General features: G+C 76.4%; 13 protein-coding genes. 9 read left to right on the top strand and 4 right to left on the bottom strand.

What is annotated here, in order from left to right; translation table 11 throughout:
• Together ABD317_RS24670 and ABD317_RS24665 are read left to right on the top strand one after the other, a co-directional pair.
• The coding region (locus ABD317_RS24670) for a PucR family transcriptional regulator (protein ID WP_344292101.1) at nucleotides 1-1,169 on the top strand (1,169 nt) is incomplete at its 5' end.
• A gap of 171 nt (nucleotides 1,170-1,340) precedes the next feature.
• Entirely contained in the window at nucleotides 1,341-2,123 is a 783-nt protein-coding gene (locus ABD317_RS24665) for a hypothetical protein (protein WP_344292100.1), read from the top strand.
• Between the two features lie 55 nt (nucleotides 2,124-2,178).
• Here the strand turns inward: ABD317_RS24665 and ABD317_RS24660 are convergent, their stop codons facing one another.
• Nucleotides 2,179-3,084, bottom strand: a complete 906-nt coding sequence (locus ABD317_RS24660; protein ID WP_344292099.1) for an EamA family transporter — start codon at nucleotides 3,082-3,084, stop codon at nucleotides 2,179-2,181.
• A gap of 115 nt (nucleotides 3,085-3,199) precedes the next feature.
• Here ABD317_RS24660 and ABD317_RS24655 point away from each other — a divergent pair, with 115 nt between their 5' ends.
• Both ABD317_RS24655 and ABD317_RS24650 read left to right on the top strand, forming a co-directional pair.
• Nucleotides 3,200-3,679 carry an Lrp/AsnC family transcriptional regulator gene (locus tag ABD317_RS24655; RefSeq protein ID WP_344292098.1) on the top strand — a complete coding sequence of 160 codons (480 nt, stop codon included), beginning with the start codon at nucleotides 3,200-3,202 and terminating at the stop codon, nucleotides 3,677-3,679.
• 11 nt (nucleotides 3,680-3,690) lie between these two features.
• A complete protein-coding gene (locus tag ABD317_RS24650; protein ID WP_344292097.1) occupies nucleotides 3,691-4,629 on the top strand; it encodes a LysR family transcriptional regulator in 939 nt (312 codons plus the stop codon).
• Between the two features lie 57 nt (nucleotides 4,630-4,686).
• On the opposite strand, the gene ABD317_RS24645 is transcribed toward ABD317_RS24650, so the two are convergent.
• Nucleotides 4,687-5,796, bottom strand: coding sequence for a Gfo/Idh/MocA family protein (locus ABD317_RS24645; protein ID WP_344292096.1), 1,110 nt, complete (start codon nucleotides 5,794-5,796; stop codon nucleotides 4,687-4,689).
• Complete coding sequence (locus tag ABD317_RS24640; protein WP_344292095.1) at nucleotides 5,793-6,563, bottom strand: sugar phosphate isomerase/epimerase family protein; 771 nt, start codon at nucleotides 6,561-6,563, stop codon at nucleotides 5,793-5,795. The genes ABD317_RS24645 and ABD317_RS24640 overlap by 4 nt, the downstream gene beginning before the upstream one ends.
• Nucleotides 6,564-6,685: 122 nt before the next feature.
• Here ABD317_RS24640 and ABD317_RS24635 point away from each other — a divergent pair, with 122 nt between their 5' ends.
• Together ABD317_RS24635 and ABD317_RS24630 are read left to right on the top strand one after the other, a co-directional pair.
• Entirely contained in the window at nucleotides 6,686-7,684 is a 999-nt protein-coding gene (locus ABD317_RS24635) for a LacI family DNA-binding transcriptional regulator (RefSeq protein WP_344292094.1), read from the top strand.
• A 134-nt stretch (nucleotides 7,685-7,818) separates the two neighbouring features.
• Nucleotides 7,819-8,790, top strand: coding sequence for an acetylxylan esterase (locus ABD317_RS24630; RefSeq protein ID WP_344292093.1), 972 nt, complete (start codon nucleotides 7,819-7,821; stop codon nucleotides 8,788-8,790).
• A gap of 63 nt (nucleotides 8,791-8,853) precedes the next feature.
• Here the strand turns inward: ABD317_RS24630 and ABD317_RS24625 are convergent, their stop codons facing one another.
• Nucleotides 8,854-9,459, bottom strand: coding sequence for a GntR family transcriptional regulator (locus tag ABD317_RS24625; protein WP_344292092.1), 606 nt, complete (start codon nucleotides 9,457-9,459; stop codon nucleotides 8,854-8,856).
• A gap of 174 nt (nucleotides 9,460-9,633) precedes the next feature.
• Between ABD317_RS24625 and ABD317_RS24620 the strand changes: the two genes are divergently transcribed.
• The 3 genes from ABD317_RS24620 to ABD317_RS24610 form a co-directional block, all read left to right on the top strand.
• The gene (locus ABD317_RS24620) at nucleotides 9,634-10,542 is read left to right on the top strand and encodes a (2Fe-2S)-binding protein (RefSeq protein ID WP_344292091.1); all 909 of its coding nucleotides are present in this window, start codon (nucleotides 9,634-9,636) and stop codon (nucleotides 10,540-10,542) included.
• A gap of 112 nt (nucleotides 10,543-10,654) precedes the next feature.
• Nucleotides 10,655-11,689, top strand: a complete 1,035-nt coding sequence (locus ABD317_RS24615) for a DUF2637 domain-containing protein (protein WP_344292090.1) — start codon at nucleotides 10,655-10,657, stop codon at nucleotides 11,687-11,689.
• A 106-nt stretch (nucleotides 11,690-11,795) separates the two neighbouring features.
• Nucleotides 11,796-13,829 (top strand): alpha-mannosidase (locus ABD317_RS24610; protein WP_425582429.1); only part of this gene is annotated, 2,034 nt, incomplete at its 3' end.

Genomic DNA, 13,829 nt, shown 5'->3' with positions numbered 1-13,829 from the left:
TCCTGCCGGGGCCGGGCGGGACCGCGACGTACTCGCTGTTCCCGGTCGGCGGCGGTGCGCGGGACCCGCGCGAGACCGTGCTGTCCGACTGGCTGCTCGCCGTGGCGGCGGACGCCGGCGAGTGGCCGCCCGAGCGGCTGGACCTGCTGCACGGCGTCACACAGCTCGTCGCCGTGGAGCGGGAGCGCCGCGACGCCGAGCGGGCGGCGCTGCGCCTGCTGGCGCCGGAGGTGCTGGAGCTGGTGCAGGTCGACGCGCAGGCGGCGGAGGTCGCCGACCGGCTGCGGGTGGCGCTGCCGGTGCTGCTGCCGGGGGCGGGGGCGGCGCCGCGGTGGCAGGTGGTGGCGGCGCGGGTGGAGTGGGAGGTCCCGTACGGGCAGCCGGGGATCCCGGGCGGACCGGTGGCGCAGGCGATGCTGGAGGAGGTGCTGGCCGGCCCGCACCGGGAGCCCGCGGCCGGCGCCCGGCCGGCGGACCGGACCGCGGTGGCGCACGCCGACGGCGAGGCGGTGGCGCTGGTGCCGCTGGTGGCGCCGCCCGGGGCGCCGGAGCCGGCGGGCGGTTGGGAGGGCGCAGGCGGCGCAGCCGGCGCAGCCGGTGCAGACGGCGGAGTCGGGGCAGTCCGTGCGGACGAGGCGGCCGGGGCGGCGGGCGCCGGAGGGCTGCGCGCCGAGGCGCTGCTCACCGCCGTCCGGGAGCCGCTGGCGCGAGGGCTGGCCCACGACGGCCGGCTCACCCTCGGCGTCAGCGCCGCCGTGCACTCCCCGGAGGGCCTGCGCGGCGCTCTGGAGGAGGCCCGGCACGCCCGCCGGGTCGCCGCCGCCCGGCCGGGCAGCGTCTGCGCGGCCGGGCACGAGGAACTGGCCTCGCACGTGCTGCTGCTGCCCTTCGTCCCCGACGACGTACGCCGCGCGTTCACCGCCCGGCTGCTGGACCCGCTGCACGCGTACGACGACCGCCACCGCGCCGAACTGGTGGAGACCCTGGCGGCGTTCCTCGACTGCGACGGCTCCTGGACCCGCTGCGCGGCCCGCCTCCACCTGCACGTCAACACGCTGCGCTACCGGGTGGGCCGGATCGAGCAGCTGACCGGCCGGGACCTGTCCCGGCTGGAGGACAAACTCGACTTCTTCCTCGCCCTGCGCATGCGGCCGGCGACCCGGCCGTGAACGGCTGATCGCACGCCGGCGGCCGGGCAATCCCTTGGCCAAGATCTTGTGAAGTCGTTCACGCGAGCCCTTGGCCCAGGGCAGACTTCATGCTGAGATTCGACTCACAGTGGGCTGCGTTGTTCCTTGGCTCGAGGGCGCGTTGGGGAGGCAAGAGTGGCGGATACCGCCATGGCACGGTCGGAATCGTCGATGTCCGAGGATCCGCTGGAGCGGGCGATCTGGCGGCTGCGCTCGCGCGGTTGCTGGGCCGACGCCGCGGCCCTCCTGGAGGACGCCGCCGGGACCGACGCCGGGGCGGCGCAGCGGCGCGCGGCGCTGCTCGTCGAGCAGTGCATGTTCACGGCGGCCGGCTGGGAGCGCGCGGAGGACGCGCTGCGTACCGCGGAGGCGCTGTCGACGGACGGGGAGAACCGCGGGGTCACGGCGTGCGAGCGCGGGTATCTCGCGTACGCCTCCACCCTCTTCCAGGAGCGCGACCGCTCCGACGAGGCGCGCGCGGCGCTCGGCCGCGCCGCCGCGCTGCTGCCGCCCGCGTCGCCGCACCGGCCGATGCTGGACTTCCGGCGCGGGCTGGTCGCCCAGCACCTGACGAGGAACGCGACGGCGGCGCAGGCGGCGTTCCGCCGCGCGCACGCGGGGGCGCTGGAGCAGGGCGACCGGCTGCTGAGTTCGTTCACCTGGCGGCACCTGGCCGCGCTGGCGGCCGACGAGGGCGATCTGGCGGAGGCGCGGCACGGCTTCCGCGAGTCGCTGCGGCTGCGCGAGGAGCTGGGCTACCTGGTCGGCACGGCGCCGGCGCTGATGGCGCTGGCCGACGTCGAGCCGGAGCCGGATGCGGGCCGGCTGCGGGCGGAGGCGACGCGGCTGGTGCGGCTGCTGGACGGGGTGCCGTCGTGGCTGGCGGAGCAACTGGGCGAGGAGCCGCGGCGGATCCCGGCGGCGGACGGCTGACGCGCGGGCCGCGGACAGGCGTTTTCCGGCCGTCTTCCGCCGCCCGCCCGCGCGGCTACGCCCCCGCCGCCCCGTGCCGCTCCCGGTGCACCGCGACGCCGGCGACCACCAGCGCGCTGCCCGCCGCCTCCGCCGGCCCCGGGATCTGGCCGAGGACGACCACGCCCATCAGCGCCGCCGTCGCCGGCAGCAGCGACAGCATCAGCGCGAACGTCGCCCGCGGCACCCGCGCCATGGCGAGCTGGTCGCACACGTACGGGATCACCGACGAGCACACCCCCACCCCGAACGCCGCCGCCAGGAGTACCGGCGACGTCGCCACCGCGGCCGCGTCCGCGATCCCCACCGGCGCCGCGACCACGGCCGCCACCAGCATCGCGGCGCCGAGCCGCCCCACGCCCGAGGCGCCGCCGTCCGCCGCCAGGCGGTGGCCGAGGACGACGTAGAGCACGAACAGCGCGCAGTTGCCGAACGCCAGGGCCAGGCCGAGCGGTTCGGCGACGAGGTGCACGTCGGTGAGCAGCGCGACGCCCGCGAGCACCAGCGCCAGCGCGGCGGCGTTCCGCCGGGTCCGCACCCCCGCCGCGGCCAGCACCACCGGGCCGAGGAACTCCACCGCCCCGACCGTCCCCAGCGGCAGCCGCTCCAGGGCCAGGTAGAAGGTGCAGTTCATGGTGGCCAGTACGGCGCCCAGCGCCACCAGGAGGCGCCGCTGGTACGGCGTCGCGGCCCGCCAGTCGCGCCACGGCCGCCGCCAGACGGCGAAGACCAGCGCGGCGGAGGCGATGCGCAGCCAGGCGACGCCGAGGACGTCGAGGCGGGCGAAGAGCAGGACGGCGCAGGCCGGGCCGAGGTAGTGGAAGACGGCGGAGGAGACGAGGAACGCCGGCGGCGGCACCCGCTCGGCGGCCGACGCGAGTCGGCCCCCGGAGGTGCGCAGGGAGGGCGGGGAGTCGGTCACGGGGGAATCGTCGCAACGCGCGCCGCCGCGAACCATGGCGAACCGGCAAGCGCATCGGCCGATCGCTTTCCGCTCCGGGGTACGAAACGGGCACCTGCCGTGCGAAGCTGAAGGGGTGGACGCACGTGACCGCTCGATCCTGACCGAACTCGACGCCGACCCCCGGCTGTCGATGGCCGAACTGGCCCGGCGCACCGGCGTCTCGGTGCCCACCGTCCGGGACCGGGTGCGGCGGCTGGAGGAGTCGCAGGTGATCCGCGGCTACCGGCTCGACGTCGACCCGGCGGCGCTGGGCTACCCGGTGGCCGCGTACGTCCGGGTGCGGCCGGGGCCGGGGCAGCTGCCCCGGATCGCCGCGCTGGCGCGGAGCCTGCCGCAGGTCAGCGAGTGCCACCGGATCACCGGCGAGGACTGCTTCCTGCTCAAGGTGCACGCGACGGACCTCGACACCTTCGAGGAGGTCCTCGACCGCTTCCTGCTGCACGGCCAGACGACCACCTCGATCGTCCAGTCGACGCCGGTGGCGCCGCGGACGCCGGGGCTCGGCCCGTACGCGGACGAGGACAGGGGCGGGAACGGGGGCCGGGGCGACTAGGGTTGCCGGGCGTGGACCTTGATGCCGTGCGCACCTTCACCGCCGCCGCCGACACCGGCCAGTTCCAGGAGGCGGCGGCCGAGCTGATGCTGACCCAGCAGGCCGTCTCCAAGCGCATCGCCGGGCTGGAGAAGAACCTCGGGGTGCGGCTGTTCACCCGCACCGCGCGCGGCGCGAAGCTGACCATCGACGGCCAGGCGTTCCTGCCGCACGCCCGCGCCCTGCTGCGGGCCGCGGAGCGGGCCGAGGCCTCCGTCAGGCCCGGGAGCCGGGCGCTGCGGGTGGACGTGGTCGGGCGGCGGGTGGCGACCGCGGGGCTCGTGCGCGACTTCTACCGCGCCCACCCGGAGGTGGAGCTGGACGTCGTCACGGTCTACGGCGGCGGGCCGGCGGTGGACGCCGTGCGCGACGGGACCATCGACGCGACGTTCCGCACCCTGCCGCCGCCCGGCCGGAGGCTGCCCGACGACATCGCCGTCGGGCACCCGACGTACGAGCCGCTGCAGCTGGTCACCGGCCCCGCGCACGAGTACGCCGGCGCCCGCTCGGTCACCCCCGCGCAGCTCGCCGGGCACCGCATCTGGATGCCGGGCAACGCGCCGGGCACCGAGTGGGCCGCGTACTACGAGGAGATGGCCGCGGAGTTCGGCTTCGTCCTCGACGCGGTGGGCCCCGACTTCGGCGTCGAGAGCCTGCTCGACACGATCGCCGGGTCCGCGACGGTGGGCACCTTCCTCAGCGAGCGGACCCCGCTGGTCTGGCCGGTCGACCACGACCTGTGCCGCATCCCGCTGCTCGACCCGGTCCCCGTCTACCCGCACCTGCTGCACTGGCACCCGCACAACGCGCACCCCGCGCTCGCCCTGCTGCGCGACCACGTGGCCGCCCACAGCGCGCGGCACGCCCCGGCGGACCCCGGCGGGACGTGGGCGCCGGCCTGGTCCCGCTGACCGCCGCCCACACTGCCGGATCCGCCCACGACCCGCCCACGGCCCGCGGGCGGGTCGTCAGCGCGTCCGCACGCCCGGATCCCAGTCGCCCGGCAACGCCGGGGGCAGGGTGAAGCCGGTGCCCCCGACGGCGGCGAACTCCCCCGCGCGCGCCGACCGCTCGATCGCCGCCATGGTCTCCAGCACGTGCTGCGCCAGCTCGCCGGAGGCCCGGTGCGGCTCGCCGGCGGCCAGCGCGCGGGCCATGTCGAGGGCGCCCATGCCGCGCCCGGCGGTGGCGCCCTTCGCCTCGATCTCCGTCCACTCGTCGGCGCCCGCCTTGCGCAGCCGCAGCGCGCCGTCGAAGCGGTTGGGGTCGGGCAGCGCGAGGGTGGCCTCGGTGCCGGTGATCTCCACCCAGCCCTGCCGGTTCAGCGGGGAGTCGAAGCTGACCACCAGCGAGGCGGCCGGCCCCGCGGCGTAGTCGAGGAGCGCCGCGACGTGCGTGGGCACCTCGACCGCGAACTCGGTGCCGGCCTTCGGCCCGGAGCCGATCACCCGGCTCTCGCGCCCCGTGCGGGCCACCGCGGCGACCCGCTCGGCCGGGCCGAAGAGCGTGGCCAGGCAGGTGAGGTAGTACGGGCCGACGTCGAACAGCGGCCCGCCGCCGCGCCGGAAGAGGAACTCGGGGCTGGGGTGCCACGACTCCGGGCCGGGGGTCTGCATCAGCGCAAGACCGCTCAGCGGGGCGCCGATCGCGCCGTCGTCGAGGAGCCGGCGCGCCGTCTGCAGCCCGGCGCCGAGGAAGGTGTCCGGGGCGCAGCCGAGCCGCACGCCGGCCCGGGCGGCGCGGGCGACGAGTTCGGCGCCGGTGGCGGGGTCGAGGGTCAGCGGCTTCTCGTTCCACACGTGCTTGCCGGCGTCGATCGCCGCGGCGGCGACCTCGTGGTGCGCGGCGGGGACGGTGAGGTTGACGACCAGTTCGACGCCGGGGTGGGCGAGGGCGTCCGCGGCGGTGCCGTGCGCCGGCACGCCGTAGGCGGCGGCCTGCGCGGCGGCCCTTTCGGTGTCGAGGTCGGCGCAGAACAGCACGCGCAGGTCGGGGAAGGCGGTGAGGTTGGTCAGGTACTGGTCGCTGATCGTGCCGCAGCCGACCACGGCGATGCCGAGGGGCTCCCTGGCGGTCATCGGCTCTTCCCTTCCAGCCAGGCGAGGCTGTCGCGGACGGCGGTGAGCATGTCGGTGGCGCAGCGGTCGAGTTCGACGATGTGCCGGCGGGCGCCCGCGCCGGCGGCGAGGACGGCCTCGACGGGCATCCGGCCGGTGCCGACCGCGGTCATCGGGTCGTCCTTGGTGACCGGCCCGTCCTTGATGTGCAGGTGCGTGACGCGGTCGCCGAGGCGGCCGAGCAGCGCGGGCACGTCCTGGCCGCCGACCGCGGCCCAGTACGTGTCCACCTCCAGCTGCACCGGGGCGTCCTGGCCGGCGAGCAGGTCGGCCAGCACCTCCAGCGCGGGGACGCCGCCGACGTGCTGGGCCAGCTCGAATTCGTGGTTGTGGTAGCCGAGCGCGAGGCCGTGCCCGGCAGCCCGCTTGGCGGCCTCGGCCAGTTCGCCGGCGACGGCCCGCACCGCGTCGGCGTCGGCGAACCGCTCCGGCGGCTGGTACGGCACGAAGACGGTGTCGGCGCCGACCGTGCGGGCGCCCCGGAAGGCGGCCTCGGCCCGCTCGGGGTCGGCGAGGACGTGCGCGTGCACGGAGCCGGCGGCGAGGCCCGCGGCGTCCAGGTCGGCGCGCAGCGCCTCGGGGTCGGTCAGCACGTCGTAGCACTCGACCAGGCGGTAGCCGAAGCCGGCCAGCGCCGCGAAGGTGCCGGGGCGGTCGGCGGCGATCTCCTCGCGAACGGTGTAGAGCTGCACGCCCAGGGACGGGCTCATGGTCTCCTCCGCGGTCATCTTTTCGACAATTTTTCGCTCGCCCACCGACGCTAGAAGCCGGTCCGACCTCCGTCAACACCCTTGACAGGGTCGGAACTCGGCTTGCAGGCTGGCCGGAGTTTTTCGAAAAGGACACGCGGATGCCTCCCGAACAAGCCACCCTCAGCGACATCGCCGCCCGCGCCGGTGTCTCGGTGTCGACCGTCTCCAAGGTCCTGCACGCCCGCACCGACGTCGCGCCCGCCACCCGCGAGCGGATCGCCCGGCTGCTCGCCGACCACGGCTACCGGCCGTCCCGCGGCTCCGGCGTCGTCGACCTCGTCATCGGCAGCCTGAACAGCCCGTGGGCGGACGCGCTGGTCACCGGCGCGGTCGAGGCCGGCGCGGAGGCCGACTGCCGGATCGTCATCGACAGCGTGCCGGACAGCGCCGACGTGCTGCGCCACACCCTGGAGCGGATCATGGCGCGGGGCAGCGACGGCGTCCTGCTCGTCCACCAGATGCCGGCGCCCGAGACCCGCGGACGGCTGGCGGCCAAGCGCATCCCGCTGGTCACCATCGACCCGCCGGCGGAGCCGGGCGCGGGCGTACGCTCCGTGGGCTGCACGAACTGGCAGGGCGGCCTCGCCGCGACCCGCCACCTCATCGAGCTGGGCCACCGCCGCATCGCCACCGTCACCGGGCCGCTGACCACCTGGTCCGCCCGCGCCCGCTTCGACGGCTACCGCGCCGCGCTGCTGGCGGCCGGGCTGCCGGTCGCGGAGCCGCTGATCCGCCGGGCCGGCTTCTTCGCGCCCGACGGGCGGGCCGCGGCGCTGGCGCTGCTGGACCTGCCCGAGCCGCCGACGGCGGTGGTGGCGGCGAACGACGCGCAGGCGTTCGGCGTGCTGCAGGCGCTGGCGGGACGGGGGCTGCGGGCGCCGGCGGACGTGAGCGTCACCGGCTTCGACGACACCCCGGTGGCCGCGTGGGCGGCGCCGCCGCTGACCACCGTCGTGCAGCCCCTGGAGGCGATGGCGGCGACGGCGTTCCGGATGCTCCGGCTGCACGGCGAGGGCGGGGCGGCGCAGCCCGAGCAGGTGGAGCTGGCCACGACGCTGACGGTGCGCGAGTCCACCGGCCCGCCGCCGGCGGGCTGAACGCGGGGCCCGCACCCCGCCGCCCGTACGCACCGCCGTCCCGTACGCCGCCGTCCGGTACGGCCGCACGCCTGCCCGTACGCCGCCCGCGGCACCCGCACCCGTACCCCGTCACGACGGACCGGAGGACCCGCATGGCCCTGTTCGACCTGCCCCTCGACGAACTGCGCGACTACCGCCCCGAGCGCGACGAGCCCGCCGACTTCGACGACTTCTGGACCCGCACCCTCGCCGAGGCCCGGGCCGCCGCGGACGCCGCTCCGGAGTTCCGCCCGTACGCGACGGACCTGACGGCGGTCGACGTCCTCGACGTGTCCTTCGCCGGCTGGGGCGGCCACCGCATCGCCGCCTGGCTCGTCCTGCCGCGGGGCGCCGACGGGCCGGTGCCGTGCGTCATGCACTACATCGGCTACGGCGGCGGCCGCGGGCTGCCGCACGACCACCTGCTGTGGCCCGCCGCCGGCCGCGCCGTCTTCGTGGTCGACACCCGCGGCCAGGGCGCCGCCCACCGGAACAACGCCGGCTCCACCCCCGACCCGCACGGCACGGGCAACGCGCAGGCGCCCGGCTTCATGACCCGCGGCGTGCTCGACCCCGAGGAGTACTACTACCGCCGGGTGTTCACGGACGCGGTGCGCGCCGTCGACGCCGCCGCCGCGCACCCGGCGGTGGACGGCGAGCGGATCGCGGTCAGCGGCGGCAGCCAGGGCGGCGCGATCGCCACGGCGGTCGCGGGGCTGCACCCGGGGGTGCGGGCGGCGATGGTCGACGTGCCGTTCCTCAACCACTTCCGCCGGGCGGTCACGATCACCGACAAGCACCCGTACCAGGAGCTGGTCCTGTACCTGGCCACCCAGCGGCGCGCGGACGAGCGGGTGTTCCGGACGCTGTCGTACTTCGACGGGCTCAACTTCGCGGCGCGGGCGCGGGTGCCGGCGCTGTACTCGGTGGCGCTGATGGACGAGGTGTGCCCGCCGTCGACGGTCTTCGCGTCGTACAACCACTGGGGCGGGCCGAAGGACATCGAGGTCTACCCGTGGAACGGCCACGAGGGCGGCGGGAACGAGCACCGGGCGGCGGCGCTGGCCTGGCTGCTGCGGGCGTAGCGCCCGGCGCGCGCCCGCCGGGCCGGTGGGCCGGTGGGGCCCGGGGGCGGTCCGTACGGCCGGTCAGGGCCGCTCCGGGGCGCCCAGCAGCTCCCGCAGCACGGCCTCCGCCGCGGCCGCGTCCCCCGCCGTCAGCGCGTCGACCAGCGCCTGCCGGCGGGCCTGCGACGCCGCCGGGGGCCGGGCCCTGGCCCGCAGCTCGCCCGCGACGCGGACGAGCTGGCGGTTGCCGGAGAGGGCCACCAGCGCCTCGTGGAACTCCGCGTCGTCCCCCGCCAGCCGGCTCAGCGTCAGCCAGCGCTCCGGCGGCAGCCCGGCCGCCAGCCGGTGCAGCAGCGGCACGAGGAGGAGCGCCCGCACCTCGGCCAGCTCGGCCAGGTCGCGGGCGCTGGGCGCGAGCACCCGGAAGCCGCGGTTGGGCAGTATCTCCACGGCGCCCTCCGCGGCGAGTTGCTGCATGGCCTCGCGCACCGGCGTCGCCGAGACGCCGAACCGCTCGCCGAGCGCGGGTGCGGAGTACACCTCGCCGGGCCGCAGTTCGCCGCCGCGGATCGCGGTCCGCAGCGCGTCGAGCACCTGGTCGCGTACGGAGTGCCGGCGCACCCGGGCCGGCGCGCGGGCGTCGCCCGGTGCCCCCGGCGTGTGCGCCGTGTGCGCCGCCTGGTCCACTTTTTCTCCCGATTCGCCACAGACGTACGCATCCTAGGACCTGCCGCGCCACACGATAACCCGGTACCCCTTGCCCTCCCCGGGATCAAGACGGTTAAGGTTAGGCTTACCTCAGCCCGTCGACGGGTCGAGAACACGCCACGCCCCGCCGAGCCCAGGGTGGTCGCCGCACCGATGTCCGCACCCGCAGTGCCCCAGCCGCTCGACGACGCCCGCGCCCCGTACGCCCGGCCCGCCCGGCGCGCCGGCACGCCCGTCACCGCGGCGTACGCGCGGCTCGGCGAGGTCCTGCCGTTCCTGGCCGTCACCGAACTCGGCCCGGCGGACCCGCTGCCCGCCGCCCCCGGCTGGGTGGCCGCCGCGGACCTGGCCGCCGGCGGCGAGGCCCTCGACGGGTACCTCGCCTGGGACGCGGAACAGGTCCGCCGCACCTACGGCGAGGACGCCCGCGCCGACGTCGTGGCCAGCTTCGGCCTGCACCGCTACGCCTGGGCCGCCTGCCTCCTGGTCACCGTCCCCTGGTTCCTGCTGCGCCGCGTGCCCCGGGTCCCCGTGGCCGCCGTGGCGCTGCACCGCAACGACGACGGCAGCCGCACCCGCGTCGCCGTCCGCGGCGGCGGGTTCGCCTGCCTGCCGGACGACCCCGACGCCGGCCTGCCCGGCGCCCGGGTCGTCCCCGGCGAGGAGGCGCTGCGCGCCGAGGTGCGGGCGGCCGTGGCCGAGCATCTGGAGCCGGTGCTCGCCGCGTTCGGGCCGCGCATGCGCCGCGGTCCCCGGGCGCTGTGGGGGATGGCGACGGACGAGGTCGTCGAGGGGCTGTGGTACCTGGGCGAACTGCTGGGCGAGGAGGAGCGCGCGATGGCCGAGGCCGCGCGGCTCCTGCCGGGGAACGGGCCGGCCACGGCCCCGTACGCCGGCGGCGCCGCCTTCCGCACCCTCGCCGGCCCGGCGGGGCAGCCCCTGGCGACCCGGGACCGGGCGAGCTGCTGCATGTACTACACGCTGCGGCCCGAGGACACCTGCGTCACCTGCCCCCGCACCTGCGATTCGGAGCGCGTCGCCCGCCTCGCCGCAAGTTCCTAGCGCACAAGCCACCCCTTTGAGTGGCTGTTTTCGTTTCCTCCGGAATCGCGGTGCGGTTCCGCGAGTATCGGTGCCCGAGTCACGCGTCACAGGCCGAGGCAAGGGACATCCGATGGGACTGAACGGGATACCGCTGAACTGGGCCGTCCCGGCCGCCGTGCTGCTGTTCGGAGTGCTCGCGGCGGTCGCCGTCGTCGTACGCGGCCGGCAGCGGGCCGACGAGCCCGCGGACTCCCGGGAGGCCGCAGAACAGCGCCGCCGCCGCAAGGAGGCGATGTACGGGACGCTGGCGTACCTCCTGCTCTTCTGCTGCGCCGCGGTCGCCGCCGCGCTCTCCTTCCACGGCCTGGTCGGCTTCGGCCGGCAGAACCTCGGCCTGTCGGACGGCTGGGAGTACCTGGTCCCCTTCGGGCTCGACGGCGCCGCCATGTTCTGCTCGGTCATCGCCGTGCGCGAGGCCAGCAACGGCGACGCCGCGCTCGGCTCCCGGCTGCTGGTGTGGACGTTCGCCGGCGCGGCGGCCTGGTTCAACTGGGTGCACGCGCCGCGCGGCACCGGGCACGCGGGCGCGCCGCAGTTCTTCGCGGGCATGTCGCTGTCGGCCGCGGTGCTCTTCGACCGGGCGCTGAAGCAGACCCGCCGGGCGGCGCTGCGCGAGCAGGGGCTCGTGCCGCGGCCGCTGCCGCAGATCCGGTTCGTCCGCTGGCTGCGGGCGCCGCGCGAGACGTTCCGGGCGTGGTCGCTGATGCTGCTCGAAGGCGTGAGCACACTGGACGAGGCGGTCGACGAGGTGCGCCAGGACCGCCGGGAGCAGGCGCGCCGGCGGGCCGAGGAGCGCGAGCAGGCCCGGCTGGAGCGGGCCCGGCTCAAGGCCCTCGGCAAGCACCACCGCGCGCTGGCCCCGGGCGAGTTGACCGCGGCGCGCGCCGAGGCGCCGGTGGCGTTGACGCCGGAGCCGGTCCCGGAGCCGGCGCAGCTGCCGCTGCGGTCCCGCCCGGCGGTCGCCGGGCCGCCGGTGGCGGAGCAGCCGGACAAGGCGCCGCCCGCCCGGCCGGCCGCGGGGCCCGTCGTCCAGGACGACGAGCTGGCGGCCCCGCTGGACACCCTGGAGCAGAAGCTCACGGCCATGGAGAACCAGCTGCGCTGACGGTGCCTCCCCGGCCGCCGGAGAAGCGGCCGGGGAGGCGGGTCCTCTTGCCCGGTCGGCCGTGCGCGGGTTAGGCAGATCACAGCCACGACTGTGAGGAGCCGCGATGCACGACGACCGACTGCTGGCGGAGGGCCGGCTGGACCGCGCGCTGCGCCAGTTCATCCGCCCCGCCCAGTACACCGAACGCGTCCCCCTGGAGCTGTCGGTGTGGCATCGCCCCGGCGAGCCGGTGCCGGCGGACGAGGCGCTGAAGGTCCCCCCGGAGGAGTACGAGCCCTTCGCCGTCGGCACCCGGTGGGGGCCGCCGTGGTCGACCAGCTGGTTCCGGCTGACCGGCACCGTGCCGGCGGGCTGGGCGGGGCGGCGCGTCGAGGCCGTGATCGACCCCGGGTTCGGCGCGGAGATGCCGGGGTTCCAGGCCGAGGGGCTCGTGTACGACGCGGCCGGCGTGCCCGTCAAGGGCGTACACCCGCGCAACCGCCACGTGCCGGTCGCCTCCCCCGCGGCCGGGGGCGAGCCCGTACGGCTGCTGCTGGAGGCGGCCGCGAACCCCGCGGTCCTCCAGGACTTCACGCCCACCCTGCTCGGCGAGCTGCGCACCGCGGGCGACGCGCCGCTGTACACCTTCCGCTCCGCCGACCTCGCCGTGCTCGACGAGGACGTGTGGCACCTGGTCCTCGACATCGAGGTGCTCGCCGAGCTGATGCACGAACTGCCCGCGGACCGCGGCCGCCGCCACGACATCCTGCACACCCTCGACCGCATGCTCGACGTGCTCGACCTGCACGACGTGCCCGGCACGGCCGCCGCCGCCCGCGCCGAGCTGGCCCCGGCGCTGGCCCGGCCCGCGGCGGCCAGCGCCCACCGGGCGTACGCCACCGGGCACGCGCACATCGACTCCGCCTGGCTGTGGCCGCTGCGCGAGACCGTGCGCAAGGCGTCCCGGACGTTCGCGAACGTCACCGAACTGGCGCTGTCCGGGGACTATCCGGAGCTGGTCTTCGCCTGCTCGCAGGCGCAGCAGTACGCCTGGGTCAAGCAGCACCAGCCGCATGTCTACGAGCGCGTCCGCACCGCCGTCGCCGCCGGCCAGTTCGTGCCGGTCGGCTCGATGTGGGTGGAGTCGGACGCGAACATGCCCGGCGGGGAGGCGCTCGCGCGCCAGCTGGTGCACGGCAAGCGGTTCTTCGCCGAGGAGTTCGGCGTGGACACCCGGGAGGTCTGGCTGCCGGACTCGTTCGGGTACACGGCGGCGTTCCCGCAGCTCGCCCGGCTGGCGGGCATCCGGTGGTTCCTGACGCAGAAGCTGTCGTGGAACCAGACGAACAAGATGCCGCACCACACCTTCTGGTGGGAGGGCATCGACGGCACCCGGGTCTTCACCCACTTCCCGCCCGTCGACACGTACAACGCCACCATGCACGCCGCCGAACTGGCGTACGCCGAGCGCAACTTCGCCGACAAGGGGCGGGCGAGCATGTCGCTGGTGCCGTTCGGGTACGGGGACGGGGGCGGCGGGCCGACGCGGGAGATGCTGGAGAAGGCGCGCCGGCTGCGGTCGCTGGAGGGCTCCCCGCGGGTGGAGGTGGCCGGGCCCGCGGAGTTCTTCGCGGCGGCCGAGGAGGAGTACGGGGCGGTGGCGCCGGTGTGGTCCGGGGAGCTGTACCTGGAGTTCCACCGCGGCACGTACACCAGCCAGGCCGACACCAAGCGCGGCAACCGGCGCAGCGAGCACCTGCTGCGCGAGGCGGAGCTGTGGGCGACGGCGGCGGCGCTGGCGGACCCGGCGTACGCGTACCCGTACGAGGAGCTGGACCGGATCTGGAAGACCGTGCTGCTGCACCAGTTCCACGACATCCTGCCGGGGTCGTCGATCGCGTGGGTGCACCGGGAGGCGGCGCAGACGTACGCGGCGGTGGCCGAGGAGCTGGCGGGCCTCACGGCGGCGGCGGTCGCGGCGCTGGGCGGCGCGGACGGGCCGGGCCGGCCGGACATCGCCGTGCTGAACGCCGCGCCGTACGACCGGGACGAGATCGTGGAGCTGGCCGCGGCGGACGCGGCGGCGCTGTCGCCGGAGGCCGTGACGCAGCCGCTCGACCCCGTCGTCGCCGATCGCGCCGGCGCTCGGCGCGGGAAC

Source organism: Streptomyces synnematoformans, assembly GCF_039531005.1.
Lineage (GTDB): Bacteria > Actinomycetota > Actinomycetes > Streptomycetales > Streptomycetaceae > Streptomyces > Streptomyces synnematoformans.
The sequence above is the reverse complement of the archived record's forward strand: the minus strand, read 5'-3'. Positions and strand labels throughout refer to the sequence as shown.

Bases quoted from the DNA above. Each gene is read 5' to 3' on its own strand.
- ABD317_RS24620 (WP_344292091.1), top strand. From the start codon at position 9,634: ATGTCCGCACCCGCAGTGCCCCAGCCGCTCGACGACGCCCGCGCCCCG.
- ABD317_RS24665 (WP_344292100.1), top strand. From the start codon at position 1,341: ATGGCACGGTCGGAATCGTCGATGTCCGAGGATCCGCTGGAGCGGGCG.
- ABD317_RS24640 (WP_344292095.1), bottom strand. From the start codon at position 6,563: ATGACCGCGGAGGAGACCATGAGCCCGTCCCTGGGCGTGCAGCTCTAC.
- ABD317_RS24630 (WP_344292093.1), top strand. From the start codon at position 7,819: ATGGCCCTGTTCGACCTGCCCCTCGACGAACTGCGCGACTACCGCCCC.
- ABD317_RS24635 (WP_344292094.1), top strand. From the start codon at position 6,686: ATGCCTCCCGAACAAGCCACCCTCAGCGACATCGCCGCCCGCGCCGGT.
- ABD317_RS24645 (WP_344292096.1), bottom strand. From the start codon at position 5,796: ATGACCGCCAGGGAGCCCCTCGGCATCGCCGTGGTCGGCTGCGGCACG.
- ABD317_RS24615 (WP_344292090.1), top strand. From the start codon at position 10,655: ATGGGACTGAACGGGATACCGCTGAACTGGGCCGTCCCGGCCGCCGTG.